Raw genomic sequence first — 15,595 nt, 5'->3', positions numbered from 1 at the left:
TCAGGTCACCTTGCGCAGGATGGTGACCGACCGGCCGGGCAGAGTGGCAGTGTCGCCGGCTGCGAGGGTCAGCTCGCAAGCGCCGGTGGAGCTCGAAGTCTCCAGCGCACCAGCCCATTCCGAGGCGTAGCTACTGTCGGGGACCACCATCTCGATCGGGTTGGAGTGGGCGTTGAAGCACAACAGGAAGGTGTCGTCGACGACCCGTTCACCGCGGGCGTTGGGAGAGGGGATCGCGTCGCCGTTGAGGAACATCGCCACGAACTTGAAGCCCGAATCCCATTCCGTGGAGGTCATTTCGGTACCCGAGGGGGTGAGCCAGGCGATATCGCGCACCTGATCGCCGGTGCGTAGCGGTTTGCCCTCGAAGAACCGGCGGCGCCGGAACACCGGGTGCTTGGTCCGCAAGGTGGTGACCCGACGGGTGAATTCCAGCAGATCGGCGTTGGTCTCGGCCATACTCCAATCCATCCAGGACAATTCGGAGTCCTGGCAGTACACATTGTTGTTGCCGTACTGGGTGCGGCCGAACTCGTCGCCGTGGCTGATCATCGGCGTGCCCTGGCTGACCAGGAGGGTGACCATGATGTTGCGCACCTGCCTGGCACGCAGCTCCAGGATCTCCGGGTCGTCGGTGGGTCCTTCGACGCCGCAGTTCCACGACCGGTTGTGGCTCTCCCCGTCGCGGTTGTCCTCGCCGTTGGCTTCGTTGTGCTTGTTGTTGTAGGAGACGAGGTCGGCCAGGGTGAAGCCGTCGTGGGCGGTGACGAAGTTGATGCTGGCACTCGGCCGCCGGCCCGTTGCCTCGTAGAGATCAGACGAACCGGTCAGCCGTGAGGCGAACTCGCCGAGTGTTGCGGGCTCGCCCCGCCAGTAATCACGCACAGTGTCGCGGTATTTCCCGTTCCACTCGGTCCACAAACCCGGGAAGTTGCCCACCTGGTATCCGCCCTCGCCGATGTCCCAGGGTTCGGCGATGAGTTTCACCTGACTGATCACCGGGTCCTGCTGAACCAGATCGAAGAACGCCGAGAGCCGGTCCACCTCGTAGAACTCGCGTGCCAGCGTTGATGCCAGGTCGAACCGGAAACCGTCCACATGCATCTCCAGTACCCAATATCGCAGCGAATCCATGATCAGCTGCAAGGTGTGTGGGTGCCGGGCATTGAGGCTGTTGCCGGTGCCGGTGAAATCTTTGTAGTTGCGTAGGTCACCGTCGGTCAGTCGGTAGTAGGCGGCGTTGTCGATCCCGCGGAAGTTGATGGTGGGCCCGAGGTGGTTGCCCTCGGCGGTGTGGTTGTAGACGACGTCGAGGATCACCTCGATGCCAGCTTCGTGGAACGCGCGCACCATGGTCTTGAACTCGGCGACGGCGCCGCCGGCGCTTTGGTTGGAGGCGTATTGATAGTGCGGCGCGAGGAAGCCGAATGTGTTGTAGCCCCAATAGTTTCGCAGTCCGAGGTCCAGCAGTCGGTGGTCGTGCATGAACTGGTGCACCGGCATCAGCTCGATGGCGGTGACGTTGAGCGACTTCAAGTGGTCGATGATCGCGGGGTGGCTCAGGCCGGCGTAGGTCCCACGCAGATTCTCGGGGACAGCCGGATGGGCCTGGGTCATGCCCTTGACGTGCGCCTCGTAGATCACCGTTTCGTGGTACGGAGTGTTGGGCGCACGATCGGACTGCCAGTTGAAGAACGGGTTGATAACGACGCTGGTCATCGTGTGGCCCAGGGAGTCGACGCGCGGCGGAACGCCTCCGGAGGCCGGGTCATCGGTGTCGAGATCGTACGAGTACAGCGCCTGACTGAAGTCGAAGTCGCCGTGGAAGGACTTGCCGTAAGGGTCGAGCAGTAGCTTGCTGGGATCACATCGCTGCCCGGCGCCGGGGTTCCATTCCCCGTGGACCCGGAAGCCGTAGCGCTGGCCCGGTGTGATGGTCGGCAGGTACGCGTGCCAGACGTATCCGTCCACCTCGTCGAGGTTGATCCGTTCTTCGGTGCCGTCAGGCGCAATCAGACACAGTTCGACCTTGCTGGCCACTTCGGAGAACAGCGAAAAATTGGTGCCGGCGCCGTCATAGGTGGCGCCGAGTGGATAGGGGGTGCCGGGCCAGACGGTGCTCACTTTGGGTGCGGCGATCAACGGAGGGTTCGCTGCGGGAGGGGTGCCTCCCGGCCGGGTTGGCGCGCTCGACGACATCGTTCGACCCTATCGGCGAGGCCGTCGCGATGCTCACTCGCGCCTGGTAACGCTCACCACCAACCGGTGGCCGGTCCCATCTGGCGGCCCAACTCGCCGACCATGCTCCGCATGTAGGTTGCGGTCAGATGATGAGAGTCGTGGTATAGCAGCACATTTCCCTCAACGGCGCGGCAGATGTCGTCCCGGCACACGGCGGCGCTCATGTCCAGTGGTTTCAGCAGCGGGAACCGTTTGACAAAATCGAGGGTGGGGTTGGTCTCCGAGAGTGCCATCGAGCGTTTCATCCCGCACGAGGTGGCATCACCACCGTCGGCCAGGCAGTCCGCAGGCAGGAAGGGGCGCCGGTCCTCATCCAGGATCCAGGGGGTGTCTCGCATACCCAGGATCGGAATGTTGCTGTCGGACAACGACTGCCAGATCCCGATATAGGTGGCCGGCATGACGTCGCCGTCTTTGATGTTCCACGGGCGGGTGGAGGTCGTGAACACGAAGTCTGGATGGTCGCTGATGAGTTGACTCATCACCTTTTCGTTCCAGTCGTGACAATTCGGGTATTCGCGGTTGCTGCCCATCACCAACGGCACTTCTTCAGTGGTCAGGGGGCAGCCCATCTTCAGATAGGTGACCACTTTGAACCCGTGCATCTTGCCCAACTCGTCCAGTGCCGTGAGCCAGTGTTCGGCGTGCGAGCCACCGGCCAGCGCGATGGTGCGGGTGGCGGTCTCGTCGCCGTAGGTGCAGTTGATGACGTCGGTGTTCTCAAAATTGCTGATACAGCCGTCGATGGTGGACTGCGGCAGATCGTCTTTGGCCTCCAGAACGGAGGGACGCATCGGTACCTTCGGCGCCTTGGCCCCGGTCAGCGGTGCCAGAGCGCCCGGATAGTCCTTGGTGTTCAGCACGGCCAGTTCGTTGCCGTTGTCGCGGGCGACGGCGACGTGTTCGCGCCAGGTGAACGAGGTGGCCGTCAAGGCGACTCCGAGCAGCATCACGATGGAGCCCAGTGCCATTGTGGGTCGGCGCAGTCGCCGGCGCCAGGTCACTTTCACCACGGGGGGTGCTACCGCCGGTACGGCTGCGCCCGGCCGGTAGCGCAGCGGCTCTTCGACGAACCGCATCGTCAGATAGGCGAGCACACCGGAGATCAGCAGGATCACCGCGCCTTCGCCGAAGTTCGCGTGCTCGTGACCGCTGTAGGCCAACCAGAAGATCAGCAGCGGCCAGTGCCACAGGTACAGCGAGTAGGCCATCCCGCCAAGGGTGATGAAGGGACGCCACGCCAGCACCCGGTTGGGCAGCGGGAGCTTTCCCGCGGTGTGGGGATCGGCTTGCACATTGGCGGCGGCCAGGATCATCAGCACGGTCGCGCCCACCGGCACCAGCGCCCAGGGGCCGGGGAACTTCTCCACGCCGTCGATCAGCCAGCCGCACGACAGGATCGCGGCCAGCCCCACGGTGGCCGCGACGACACGCAACCACATCGGCCAGCGGAGGTGGCCGACAAACGCGCCGGCAAGCGCCCCCAGGAGCAGTTCCCAGGCGCGGGCGAAGCTGTTGTAGTAGGCGGTCGTCTGGTCGGCGTTGTGCGCAATGATCGCGTACACGAACGATGCGATGGTGAGTGCGGCCAGCAGCACGATGAAGAAGACCCGGAGGTGCTTGCCGAGCGGCCGGCGCAGCAGGAAGGTCAGCGTCAGGACCAGGATCAGGAACGCGATGTAGAACTGCCCCTGCACCGACATGGACCAGATGTGCTGGAGTGGGCTGACGGTTTCGCCGGCACGCAGATAGTCCGCGGCGGTGTTGGCCAACTCCCAGTTCTGGTAGTAGCCAAGACTTGCCAGGCTCTGGTCGGCAAACGCCTCCCATCGGGTCTGCGGTTGGATCAGGATGGTCAGCACGGCGGATGCGGCCAGCACCACCACCAGCGCCGGCAGTAGTCGCCGCACCAGCCGGGTCACCTCACGGACCGGTGAGGGCAGTGGTCCCGGCGTCAGCGCGTTGCGCAGTAGGCGGCCGCCGAAAAAGAATCCGGACAGTACTAGGAAAACGTCGACACCACCGGAGACCCGGCCGAACCACACGTGGAAGACAGCAACCAACGCGATGGCCACACCGCGTAGTCCATCGAGATCATGTCGGTAGAAGCCCGATTTCCTGGACCCCGTCGCGGTGGGGGGTACAGGTTCCGGAGCGGCAGCCGGCTCCGGCCTGGTCGGGGTCGAGAACATCATGGTCGACAGACAATGTACCCAACCCGACTGGATGGTTCCCGACGCGCAAAGTCCAGTGTGCCTTGGTGATGTCCTCGGTTAGGCTCGGCGCCCGTGTCAGGCTATTCAGGTACGGGGCCGCGGTTGACGCCGGCAGAGATCAGCGCCATCGACGCTGCACACGTCTGGCACCCGTACAGCACGATCGGTGCGGGGGCGCCGCCGCCGACGTTGGTCGTGGCGGCCAGGGGCGCGTGGCTGACCGTCGTGCGCGACGGAACCGAATGCGACGTTCTCGACGGTATGGCGTCCTGGTGGACAGCCGTGCACGGCCACGGACACCCGGTGCTGGACGAGGCGGTGACCAATCAGGTGGCGGTGATGAGCCACGTGATGTTCGGGGGTCTGACCCATGAGCCGGCGGTCCGGTTGGCGCAGTTGCTGGTGCAGATCACGCCGGCGGGGCTGGAGACGGTGTTCTTCAGCGATTCCGGCTCGGTGTCGGTTGAGGTGGCCGTCAAAATGGCACTGCAGTACCAGCGCAGCCGGGGCCGGCCCGCCAAGTATCGGTTGATGACCTGGCGCGGCGGCTACCACGGCGACACCTTCACTCCGATGAGCGTCTGCGATCCCGACGGCGGCATGCACGAACTGTGGACCGGTGAGCACTCATTGCTGGCGAGCCAGCTCTTTGCGCCGCCGGTGCCGGGCGACTACGACGCCGCTTACAGCGCCGAATTCGAGCATCAGCTGGCTGCGCACGCTCAGGAGCTGGCCGCCGTCATCGTCGAGCCGGTGGTCCAGGGTGCTGGGGGGATGCGATTCCACGACCCTCGTTACCTGGCCGATCTGCGGGCGATCTGCGACCGTCACGACGTACTTCTGATCTTCGACGAGATCGCAACCGGTTTTGGACGCACCGGAGAGCTCTTTGCCGCCGACCATGCCGGCGTGAGCCCGGACATCATGTGTGTCGGCAAGGCGCTCACCGGCGGGTACGTCACGTTGGCGGCCACCTTGTGCACCGCTGAGATCGCCCGGGTCATCAGCCATTCTGAGGTGGGCGCGCTGATGCACGGCCCGACCTTCATGGCCAACCCGCTGGCGTGCGCGGTGTCGGTGGCCAGCGTGGAGTTGCTGCTCGGGCAGGACTGGCGCACGCGGGTGGCAGAGATCAATGCCGGTCTGGTGCGCGGTCTGGCTCCGGCACGGGAGCTGCCCGGGGTGGCCGATGTCCGGGTTTGTGGTGCCATCGGTGTTGTCGAGATGGCTGCTCCGGTGGACCTGGCGGTCGCCACCGAGGTGGCACTCGACCACGGAGTCTGGCTGCGCCCGTTCCGTAACCTCGTGTACGCGATGCCGCCGTTCATCTGCACACCTGAGGAGGTCGACCAGCTCACCTCGGCGATGGTTGCCGTTGCCCGTGCGTTAACCTGAACACCGTTCAATTTGTCGGTCGGGTGCGATTCCCGCGATCGGGTGAGGTGCTCTGGTGTCGACGCGCACGGGTGTATCGCCGTTGGCCTGGCTGGAGGCCACCGAGCGACAGCGGCGCGATGCCGGCCTGCGCCGCGGACTGAAACCTCGCCCGTCGGCAGTGCCCGAACTGGACCTGGCCTCCAACGACTATCTGGGGTTGTCCCATCATCCGCGGGTGGTCGAGGCCGGTGTCGACGCGCTGCGCACCTGGGGTGCCGGCTCCACCGGTTCCCGCCTGGTCACCGGCGACACCGACCTCCACCACACCTTCGAGCGTGAGTTTGCCGACTTCATGGGTGCGCCTGCGGCGTTGGTGTTCTCGTCGGGTTACACCGCCAACATCGGGGCGGTGGTGGCGCTGTCCGGGCCTGGCGCCCTGGTGGTGTCCGACGCCTACTCGCACGCCTCGCTGATCGATGCCTGCCGGCTGTCCCGCAGCCGCGTCGCCGTCACCGGCCACCGTGATGTCGACGCCGTCGAAGCGGCACTGGCCGACCGCGACGAGGAACGCGCCCTTGTCGTCACCGACTCGGTGTTCAGCGCCGACGGTGCGCTCGCTCCGCTGCGGCGGTTGCACGAGGTGTGCCGTCGCCACGGTGCGGTCCTGCTGGTGGACGAGGCGCACGGGCTCGGGGTGCGGGGCGACGGCGGTCGGGGACTGCTGCAGGAAGTCGGGCTGGCGGGGGACCCCGACATCGTGGTGACCACCACTTTGTCCAAAGCGCTCGGCAGCCAGGGCGGCGCGGTCCTGGGATCGGTGGCGGTGCGTGACCACCTGATCGACGCCGCGCGGACCTTCATCTTCGACACCGGGCTGGCACCCGCCGCCGTCGGCGCCGCACGTGCGGCCTTGCAGGTGTTGGTCGCCGAACCCGACCGGGCAGATGCGGTGCTGCGGCACGCACGGGAACTGGCCGGGGCGAGCGAGGTTGCCGAGGAACCGCAGTCAGCGGTCGTCTCGGTGATCCTCGGCGATCCTGATGTGGCGGTCGCCGCTGCCGCCGCCTGCTTGGAGCGCGGCGTGCGGGTCGGGTGCTTCCGGCCGCCGTCGGTACCCGAGGGAACATCGCGGTTGCGGTTGACCGCACGGGCGTCGCTGACCGCCGACGAGTTGGATTTGGCCCGGCGGGTACTGGTAGAGGTGTTGCGGGACGCGCGGGCCTGACCCGCGCGCCGAGAGATTGGATGGCCGTTCGATGGCTGTGGTGATGATCACCGGTACCGGTACTGCGGTGGGAAAGACGGTGGCGACGGCCGCGCTGGCCTGCCATGCGAGGTTGGCCGGCGTGCCGGTGGCGGTGTGCAAGCCGGTGCAGACCGGAACGGCTCCGGCCGAGGGCGCCGGGGATGACGATCTCCTGGAGATCGGGCGCCTCTCGGGTGTCGCTGACCTGGTCGGGCACTCGCGGTACCCCGAGCCGCTGGCGCCCGTTGCCGCTGCCGCGCAGGCCGGTCTGCCGTTACCCACCGAAGACGACCTGCTGGAGATGATCCGTTCGGTCGATGCTCCCGGGCAGCTGACCTTGGTGGAAGGTGCCGGCGGACTGCTGGTGCAGGTCGGCGCCGACGGAGTGACCTTGCGTGATCTGGCGAGGCGCTTGGCGGCCCCGACGGTGGTGGTGGCCGCAGCGCTGCTGGGCACGCTCAACTACACCGCGCTGACGCTGGAGGCGCTGGCGAACCACGGGCTGGACTGCGCGGGACTGATCATCGGCTCGTGGCCGGCGCAGCCCGGCGCCGCAGAGATCTCCAACTGGAGTGCACTCGAGGAGCTGGCGCCGGTTCGGGCCGCCTTGCCCGCCGGTGCCGGATCGCTGTCCGCCCAGGATTTTGCGACGCTGTGTGCACCTGCGTTCGACGCGGCATGGATCGACAGCCTGGTGGGCTGAGCGGTGGCGCATTCCATCGAGTTGCTCTTCGACGACGTCACCGATGGGGTGTTGCGCGGCCGGTGGGATGCGTTGGCCGCAGCCGGTCTGCCCAGCCAGGTGCGGGTGTCCTCGCCGACGAACCGTCCCCATGTCACGGTGACGGTTGCCGACGGGATCTCGGCCGCGGTCGACGCCGACCTGCGGGGACTGGCCGGGCTCCTGCCGCTGCCCTGCCTGCTGGGAGCCCCGGTGGTGTTCGGTCACCTACCGGCGCTCTCCACCGGGCGCGGCGGCGACGGTGCTGCCGGCCGGTTGCTCGAGCTCGGCGAGCCGCGCGGGCGGCGGCGTTTGACGCTGGCCCAACTAGTGGTGGCCTCGGCGCCGCTGCTCGAACTCCACCGCGCGGTACACACGATCTGCGTACCGCACCTGACGCCGGGTCCCGCTCCGCACAGCCTGCCGGGGCAATGGATTCCGCACGCGACGCTGGCCCGCCGGATGAGTGCTGAGCAGCTGGCGAGTGCCATTGCCGCGGTCCCCGGTATCAGCGCCGAGTGCCGGGGTGCGGTGGTCGGGCTACGGCGTTGGGACGGCGACGCCCGGGTCGAGCACGTCCTGATCAGCTGAGCGGGACGGATCCGCGGACCGACAGCCCGTCGATCAGCAGCGACAGGCCGAACCCGAAGCTGTCCGGCCGTGGCGTCTGGCCGTCGAGCACCGACTGTTCGGCGGTCAGTGCTCCGGCGGCATCCCATTGCAGGCGCGACTGTTCGTCGACGGTGAATCCGAGGACGTAGTAGACGATCGTGCGGGCGGCGGGCTCGGATTGGGTGGCGGGTACTCCCGCGTCAACGGCCGCACTGCCCAGGAGTCGCAGTACCTGCGGCATGGCCTGAGAATTCCCGGACGCGAAGCTCGCCGAGACCAGCTCGGCTCCGTCGGTGTGCGAGAGCAGTGCATCGCGCAGCCGGGTGCAGACTCCGGCGATGCGTTCGCGCCAGCCCATACCCTCGACCGGTCGGCATGCCGGGCCGAGGAGCTCGTCGGCAACGGCGCCGAGCAGTTCCTGCTTGTTGGCAAAATGCCAGTACAGAGCTCCGGCGGTGACGTCGAGCTCCCGCGCCAACCGGCGCATGGTCAAGTCGGCGATCCCGTAGTTGTCCAGGATCTCGATGGCTTTGCGAATCACGTCTCGTTTGTGCAGTTGCACATCGCTACCCTAACCTGAACACCGTTCAAGTTCGCGCGCAGGCCCGGACAACGTAGTGAGGATTGCCCAATCGTGACGTTGACTCCAGATACCACCGAAGGCACCGAGATTCTCGATCTTGCTCGCAGGCAGGTCCTCGAGGGCGGTGAAGGACTCACCCAGGAGCAGGTGCTGCAGGTCCTGCAGTTGCCGGACGAACATCTCGAAGCGCTGCTGGCGCTGGCGCACGAGGTTCGGATGAAGTGGTGCGGGCCGGAGGTCGAGGTCGAGGGGATCATCAGCCTCAAGACCGGCGGGTGCCCCGAGGACTGCCACTTCTGTTCCCAGTCGGGTCTGTTCGCCTCACCGGTCCGCAGCGCCTGGCTCGACATCCCCAGCCTGGTCGAAGCCGCCAAGCAGACCGCCAAGTCGGGGGCCACGGAGTTCTGCATCGTCGCCGCGGTGCGCGGACCCGACGAGCGGCTCCTGGCACAGGTCGCCGCCGGTATCGAAGCCATCCGCAACGAGGTCGACATCCAGATCGCCTGCTCGCTGGGCATGCTGACCCAGGAGCAGGTGCAGCGGCTGTCCGATATGGGTGTGCACCGCTACAACCACAACCTGGAGACGTCGAAGTCGTTTTTCCCGAACGTGGTGACCACCCACACCTGGGATGAGCGCTGGGGCACTTTGGAGATGGTCCGCGAAGCCGGCATGGAGGTCTGTTGCGGCGGCATCCTCGGAATGGGGGAGACGCTCGAGCAGCGTGCCGAATTCGCCGCCAACCTTGCTGAGCTCGATCCACATGAGGTTCCGCTGAACTTTCTCAACCCTCGCCCCGGCACACCGTTCGGCGATCTCGACGTGCTGCCCGCTTCGGAGGCTCTCAAGGCGGTGGCGGCCTTCCGCCTGGCGCTTCCCCGGACGATGCTGCGGTTCGCCGGCGGCCGCGAGATCACCCTCGGTGACCTCGGCGCCAAGCAGGGAATTCTCGGCGGTATCAACGCGGTCATCGTGGGCAACTACCTGACGACGCTGGGCCGGCCCGCCGAAGCCGACCTCGAACTTCTCGACGATCTGCAGATGCCTATCAAGGCGCTCAACGCGAGCCTGTAGAACTGCAGGTGATGGTTCACGATTTAGCGAGCGTGTTGCCCGAGCCGGTCGGCGCCGGGGTCTACAACGTGTACACGGGTATTGCGGCGGCCGACGCCGCGGGTGCGGCGCTGCCCACGGCGGCACAGTTGGGCCTGGAACCGCCGCGATTCTGTGCGGCCTGCGGTCGGCGCATGATCGTGCAGGTGCGTCCCGACGGCTGGTGGGCCAAGTGCTCGCGGCACGGCGACGTGGATTCCACTGATCTGGAGACCCGCCGGTGACCGTCCATGCAGCGCCGCCGCGGTTGTCGCGGGGTCGGGCCGCCGCACTGGTCGTGACCGGAATGGCCGGTGTCGGTGTGGTGATCGGCGGCCTGTGGGCCTGGCTGGCGCCTTCTGTCAACGGGGTGATCGCCCTGAACCGCTCTGGTGAGCGGGTGCAGACCTACCTGGGCGGCGAGGCCGACCACTTCTTCGTCGCGGCGTTCATGATGTTGGGGATGTTGTGGGCGGTGTCGGTGGTGGCTCCGGTGCTGGTGTGGCAGTGGCGTGCTCACCGCGGTCCGCTGATGGTGACGGCACTGTCTCTCGGCAGCATCGGCGCCTCGGCGGTGGCCACGGCCAGCGGGGGCGCTTTGGCCCGGCTGCGCTACCCGCCGGTGGACATCGACACTGCGCCGGTCAGCCCGCAGCGCCGTATCTACTACTTCACCGAGGCGCCCTCGGTGTTCTTCGGGTCCGGACCGCTGCAGATGGCCGCGACCTTGTTGGTGCCGGCGGCCACGGCTGCCCTGGTCTACGCGGTGTTCGCGGTCGCCACGATCCGCGATGATCTCGGTGGTTACCCACCGGTCGAGCCGCCCCGGCTACCCGCCCCGGTGGCGATGGTCCCGGTCGGTGAGCACTCAGCCCTCAGCGGAGACCCGATGGTCGGTGAGCCCTCAGCGGTCGAACCGCGAGAGCGGTAGCCGTTCCACCCGTCGCCCGGTCACGACCTTGGCGCTGATGACCGCCAGGCGCGCCATGCCGCGGTAGGTGGACGGATTCAGCAGGGTCGGCCACTTGGTGCGGACCAGATGATCCCGTAGCGGACGTCCGGCGAACCTGTCGCGCAACCACCGCAGCGTCATCGGCGCGGACATCGGGTGCAGCAGCATGTGTTCGCTGAACAGGTCCCGGTGGTAGGTGACGTCGGAACCGCCGGCCCGGTATATCTCAGCGAGCTCGTCGATGTCCTCGACCGACACCACCCGGTCGTGGACTGCCTGGACGATCAGCAGCGGCGGCTTGGGTGCGGCGGTACCGAGCTTGATCTCGGCGAATACCCGTCGCACCTCGGGGCTGTCGAGGATCTCCTGCAGCGGCAGGTCGACCAGGTCGTCCATGTCCTTGCCGATCGACTTCAGCACGGCGCCCATGGTTGTCAGGTTCTCGAGGTCGTGGAGCATCGCCTTGCCCTCGTCGGTGGCGTGTTCCTGGATCACCCGGTCGAGGTCGGGGTAGACGTGTGAGAGGGCGGCGACAACCATTGCCGGCAGCCCTGAGTAGAAGCTGCCGTTGAGCCGGCGGAAGGTGTGTCCGAGGTCGCCGACCGGTGAGCCCAGGACGGCGCCGACGATGTTGAGTTCCGGTGCGTAGTCACCGGCCATCTCGGCCGCCCAGGCGGTGGCGAGCCCACCGCCGGAGTAGCCCCAGATACCCATCGGCGCATCGGGTGTCAGGCCCAGTCGCGGCACACTGGTAGCGGCCCGGAGTCCGTCGAGAACGTGGTAGCCGGGTTCGACGGGCGCGCCCCACAGCCCGCGCAGTCCTTCGTGGTCGGGCACCGACACCGCCCAGCCCTCGGCGAGTGCCGCTGCGATCAGCAGGAACTCGAGTTGGGCCAGCGCGCCGATGGCCTTGGCTCCACGGCGCAGCGCATACGACGGGAAGCAGCGGTCGGCCACGGCGTCGATGGCGCACTGGTAGGACACCAGCGGACAAAGCTGGTCGGTCGAACGTTCCGCCGGCACGAGCACCGTGGTGACCGTCGCCTCTGGATCGCCGTGTAGGTCGGTGGTCCGGTACAGCAGCTGGGTGGTGGTGAATCGCTGCGGGATCAGTCCGAAGAACGCCAGTTCGACGTCGCGTGACCGCAGTACCGTCCCGGGTTCGGCGTGTTCGAAGCCGGTGGGTGGGACGTAGAACGGGTCGAGGTGCGGCAGCGTGGGCGTGACGCCGTGCTGCAGCTCCTGGTGTGGCGTCTTGCCGATCCATTCGGCATGGGTTGCCCTGGCCGCATTGCCAACGTCCATGTCAGGCTCCTCATCGTGGCCGAAGGGCACATTCTCTCTTACTGAACCCTTAGATACCAAGCTGAGATCAGTTTGGCGGACGGAATGCCGCAAACTCGTCTGTGACACGCAATTGGTTGTCGGTGAACTTGTACAGCGCGGCCGGTCGGCCTCCGCTGCGGCCGGACTGGGCCGTGGTTCCGGTGCGGGTGAGTACGCCCCGTCTGGCCAGGACGCGCTGCAGATTGGTGGCGTCGACTTGGTAGTCGAGGGCGGCGCTGTAGATGTCCCGCAAGGTGGAGAGTGCAAATTCCGTTGGGGCCAGTGCGAATCCGATATTGGTGTAGGAGAGTTTCGCGACGAGTCTGCTGCGGGCGTGGTTGACCATCGGGCCGTGATCGAAGGCCATCGGGGGCAGGTTGTCCACTGGGTGCCAGCGGGTGTCGGGCGGCAGGACCGGGGTCGCGGGGGAGGGCACCAATCCGAGGAAGGTGGTGGCGATGGTGCGGGTGTTGCCTGGCACCCGCTGGGGCTGTGAGAACACCGCCAACTGCTCCAGGTGGGCGATCTCACGGAGGTCGACCTTCTCGGCGAGTTGTCGCCGCGCTGAACTCGTCATGTCCTCGTCGTGCCGCAGTCCTCCGCCGGGCAGGGACCATGCGCCGCGCTGCGGTTCCAGGGCTCGTTCCCACAGCAGCACACTGAGCTGCGGGTTTCTGGAGTCGAGGCGCCGCACCTGAAAGACGACGACGAGCACTTCGACCGCAGTGCTAATATGTGGCATGTTTTCGATTGTAAGTCGAAAACCTCGACGCCGAAAGGAGCGGTCATGACTGTGCTGGACCTCGACACCCGCGTGGGCCAACTGGCAGCTCAGATCACCGACGGACCCGAGGGCTATTCCGGTGTGGCCGGAGACGAAGAATGGGCTGCCGAAGTCCGCCGTCTCCTGAAGCTGCGCGGTGCCACCCTGTTGGCGCACAACTACCAGCTGCCGGCGATCCAGGACGTGGCCGACCACGTCGGGGACTCGCTGGCGCTGTCCCGGATCGCCGCCGAGGCGTCCGAGGACACCATCGTGTTCGCCGGCGTGCATTTCATGGCGGAGACCGCCAAGATCCTCTCTCCGGACAAGACGGTGTTGATCCCCGATCAGCGGGCGGGTTGTTCGTTGGCCGATTCGATCAGCGCCGACGAACTGCGCGCCTGGAAAGACGAGCACCCCGACGCCGTGGTGGTGTCATATGTGAACACCACCGCTGCGGTGAAGGCTTTGACCGACATCTGCTGCACATCGTCGAACGCTGTCGAGGTTGTCGACTCGATTCCGGCGGACCGTGAAGTGCTGTTCTGCCCCGACCAGTTCCTCGGCGCCCATGTCCGGCGGATGACGGGCCGCAAGAACCTGCATGTGTGGGCGGGTGAATGCCACGTGCACGCCGGGATCAACGGTGAGGAACTCGCCGAGCAGGCGCGCAGCCACCCCGACGCCGAGCTGTTCGTTCACCCCGAATGTGGTTGCGCTACATCGGCGTTGTACCTGGCCGGTGAAGGCTCCTTCCCGGAGGAGCGGGTGAAGATCCTGTCCACCGGCGGCATGCTGGACGCGGCCCGCGAATCGAAGGCCAGCCACGTGCTGGTGGCCACCGAGGTCGGTATGCTGCACCAGTTGCGCCGGGCTGCACCGGAAATCGACTTTCAGGCCGTCAACGACCGCGCCTCGTGCAAATACATGAAGATGATCACCCCGGCTGCACTGCTGCGCTGCCTGGTCGAAGAAGCCGACGAGGTGCATGTCGACGCCGACACCGCACAGCTCGCAAGGCGCAGTGTGCAGCGGATGATCGAGATCGGACAGCCCGGCGGCGGAGAATGACCAGAGCGCCCGCCTGCGGCGGCACCGGCGTCTGGGAGCAACGTGCTGACGTTGTGGTGATCGGCACCGGCGTAGCTGGTCTTGCGGCCGCGCTGGCGGCACACCGGCAGGGGCGTCGAGTTGTGGTGCTCAGCAAGGCCCGCCAATTGGGGGACACGGCAACCTATTACGCCCAAGGTGGGGTCGCCGTCGTCATTCCCCGCACGGACGACTCGATCGACGCCCATGTCGCCGACACACTGGCCGCCGGGGTGGGTCTGTGCGACCCCGATGCGGTGCGTTCGATCGTTGCCGACGGCTACCGCGCCGTCACCGAATTGATTTCGTACGGAGCGCAGTTCGACCAGGGCGCCACCGGGGGTTGGGAGCTGACGCGCGAAGGCGGGCACTCCCGGCGGCGGATCGTCCACGCCGGTGGCGATGCCACCGGAGCCGAGGTGCAACGGACACTGGACAGCGCCGGTGCCGGGCTCGACATTCGCCGTGATCACGTCGCGCTGCGACTGCTGCGTGACGAGGACGCCATCACCGGAGTCGCGGTACTGAGCCCGTACGGGCCCGGAATCGTCCACGCTCCGGCGGTCATCTTGGCCACCGGCGGGGCCGGCCACCTCTACAGCGCCACCACCAACCCGGACGGATCCACCGGCGACGGCATCGCCCTGGCGCTACAGGTCGGGGTTCCGGTCAGCGATCTGGAGTTCATCCAATTCCATCCGACAATGCTCTATGACGGCAACACCGGCGGTCGACGCCCACTGATCACCGAAGCCATCCGCGGTGAGGGTGCGACGCTGGTCGACGCCCGCGGGGACGCGGTCACCGCGGGCGTGCACCCGATGGGAGATCTGGCGCCCCGCGATGTCGTGGCCGCCGCGATCGATGCGCGACTCCGCGAATCCGGTGATCCCTGTGTGTATCTCGACGCGCGCCAGATCGGCGGTTTCGCTCAGCGCTTCCCGACGGTGACGGCCGCGTGCCGCGCCGCGGGAATCGACCCGACCCGGCAGCCGATTCCCGTGGTGCCCGGTGCGCACTACTCCTGCGGTGGAGTACGCACCGACGTCCACGGCCGTACCGAGTTGCCCGGCCTCTTCGCCGCGGGTGAAGTAGCCCGCACCGGCATGCACGGCGCCAACCGGCTGGCTTCCAACAGCCTTCTCGAAGGAATGGTGGTCGGCGGACGAGCGGGAAGGGCTGCGGCCAACCACGCCGCGGAGGTCGGTGCACCTACTGCGCGGATATCCGGTGATCAGGGCGTCCGCGTCTTGGACCGCCACGTGCTGCAGCAGGCGATGAGCAGGTTCGCGTCGGTGGTTCGTGACGCCGACGGCCTGGGCTCGCTAGCCGAGGCCGTGCACGCCGCACCGTTGCTGGTCCCGCGGACTCGAGCAC

14 protein-coding genes are annotated in these 15,595 nt (G+C 66.9%); 9 read left to right on the top strand and 5 right to left on the bottom strand.

Annotated features, from left to right (window positions below; translation table 11 throughout):
* Both glgX and sucT read right to left on the bottom strand, forming a co-directional pair.
* Positions 1 to 2,199 carry a glycogen debranching protein GlgX gene (gene glgX / locus WBB07_RS03405; RefSeq protein ID WP_526304768.1) on the bottom strand — a complete coding sequence of 733 codons (2,199 nt, stop codon included), beginning with the start codon at positions 2,197 to 2,199 and terminating at the stop codon, positions 1 to 3.
* Between the two features lie 53 nt (positions 2,200 to 2,252).
* Positions 2,253 to 4,436, bottom strand: a complete 2,184-nt coding sequence (sucT, locus tag WBB07_RS03400; RefSeq protein WP_526304766.1) for an acetyltransferase SucT — start codon at positions 4,434 to 4,436, stop codon at positions 2,253 to 2,255.
* A 123-nt stretch (positions 4,437 to 4,559) separates the two neighbouring features.
* Between sucT and bioA the strand changes: the two genes are divergently transcribed.
* From bioA to WBB07_RS03380, 4 genes are read left to right on the top strand one after another with little or no spacing between them, the layout of a single operon-like run.
* Entirely contained in the window at positions 4,560 to 5,852 is a 1,293-nt protein-coding gene (gene bioA / locus WBB07_RS03395) for an adenosylmethionine--8-amino-7-oxononanoate transaminase (protein WP_526304867.1), read from the top strand.
* Between the two features lie 55 nt (positions 5,853 to 5,907).
* On the top strand, positions 5,908 to 7,059 hold the full coding sequence (gene bioF, locus WBB07_RS03390; RefSeq protein ID WP_526304764.1) for an 8-amino-7-oxononanoate synthase: 1,152 nt from the start codon (positions 5,908 to 5,910) through the stop codon (positions 7,057 to 7,059).
* Between the two features lie 31 nt (positions 7,060 to 7,090).
* Entirely contained in the window at positions 7,091 to 7,783 is a 693-nt protein-coding gene (gene bioD, locus WBB07_RS03385) for a dethiobiotin synthase (RefSeq protein ID WP_526304762.1), read from the top strand.
* A 3-nt stretch (positions 7,784 to 7,786) separates the two neighbouring features.
* Positions 7,787 to 8,392: a 2'-5' RNA ligase family protein gene (locus tag WBB07_RS03380; RefSeq protein WP_526304761.1), complete on the top strand. Its 606-nt coding sequence runs from the start codon at positions 7,787 to 7,789 to the stop codon at positions 8,390 to 8,392.
* On the opposite strand, the gene WBB07_RS03375 is transcribed toward WBB07_RS03380, so the two are convergent.
* Complete coding sequence (locus WBB07_RS03375; RefSeq protein ID WP_526304759.1) at positions 8,385 to 8,975, bottom strand: TetR/AcrR family transcriptional regulator; 591 nt, start codon at positions 8,973 to 8,975, stop codon at positions 8,385 to 8,387. The two genes, WBB07_RS03380 and WBB07_RS03375, sit on opposite strands and share 8 nt — an antisense overlap.
* Before the next feature lie 78 nt (positions 8,976 to 9,053).
* Here WBB07_RS03375 and bioB point away from each other — a divergent pair, with 78 nt between their 5' ends.
* Genes bioB through WBB07_RS03360 form a run of 3 tightly spaced genes read left to right on the top strand, consistent with a single transcriptional unit; the run spans position 9,054 to position 11,019 of the window.
* On the top strand, positions 9,054 to 10,070 hold the full coding sequence (gene bioB, locus WBB07_RS03370) for a biotin synthase BioB (protein WP_526304865.1): 1,017 nt from the start codon (positions 9,054 to 9,056) through the stop codon (positions 10,068 to 10,070).
* A gap of 11 nt (positions 10,071 to 10,081) precedes the next feature.
* Positions 10,082 to 10,333: a biotin synthase auxiliary protein BsaP gene (bsaP, locus tag WBB07_RS03365; protein ID WP_526304757.1), complete on the top strand. Its 252-nt coding sequence runs from the start codon at positions 10,082 to 10,084 to the stop codon at positions 10,331 to 10,333.
* Positions 10,330 to 11,019: a DUF2567 domain-containing protein gene (locus WBB07_RS03360; protein WP_526304755.1), complete on the top strand. Its 690-nt coding sequence runs from the start codon at positions 10,330 to 10,332 to the stop codon at positions 11,017 to 11,019. The genes bsaP and WBB07_RS03360 overlap by 4 nt, the downstream gene beginning before the upstream one ends.
* Here the strand turns inward: WBB07_RS03360 and WBB07_RS03355 are convergent.
* Positions 10,993 to 12,345, bottom strand: a complete 1,353-nt coding sequence (locus tag WBB07_RS03355) for a lipase family protein (protein WP_526304753.1) — start codon at positions 12,343 to 12,345, stop codon at positions 10,993 to 10,995. The two genes, WBB07_RS03360 and WBB07_RS03355, sit on opposite strands and share 27 nt — an antisense overlap.
* Positions 12,346 to 12,412: 67 nt before the next feature.
* Positions 12,413 to 13,108, bottom strand: coding sequence for an NUDIX domain-containing protein (locus WBB07_RS03350; RefSeq protein ID WP_526304751.1), 696 nt, complete (start codon positions 13,106 to 13,108; stop codon positions 12,413 to 12,415).
* Positions 13,109 to 13,153: 45 nt separating this feature from the next.
* Here WBB07_RS03350 and nadA point away from each other — a divergent pair, with 45 nt between their 5' ends.
* Together nadA and WBB07_RS03340 are read left to right on the top strand one after the other, a co-directional pair.
* A complete protein-coding gene (nadA, locus tag WBB07_RS03345; RefSeq protein WP_526304749.1) occupies positions 13,154 to 14,200 on the top strand; it encodes a quinolinate synthase NadA in 1,047 nt (348 codons plus the stop codon).
* The coding region (locus WBB07_RS03340; protein ID WP_526304747.1) for an L-aspartate oxidase at positions 14,197 to 15,595 on the top strand (1,399 nt) is incomplete at its 3' end. The genes nadA and WBB07_RS03340, both read left to right, overlap by 4 nt.

The organism is Mycobacterium sp., assembly GCF_049647605.1.
Classification (GTDB): domain Bacteria; phylum Actinomycetota; class Actinomycetes; order Mycobacteriales; family Mycobacteriaceae; genus Mycobacterium.
Note: the sequence above shows the minus strand (reverse complement) of the source record. Positions and strands in the feature narration are given on the sequence as shown.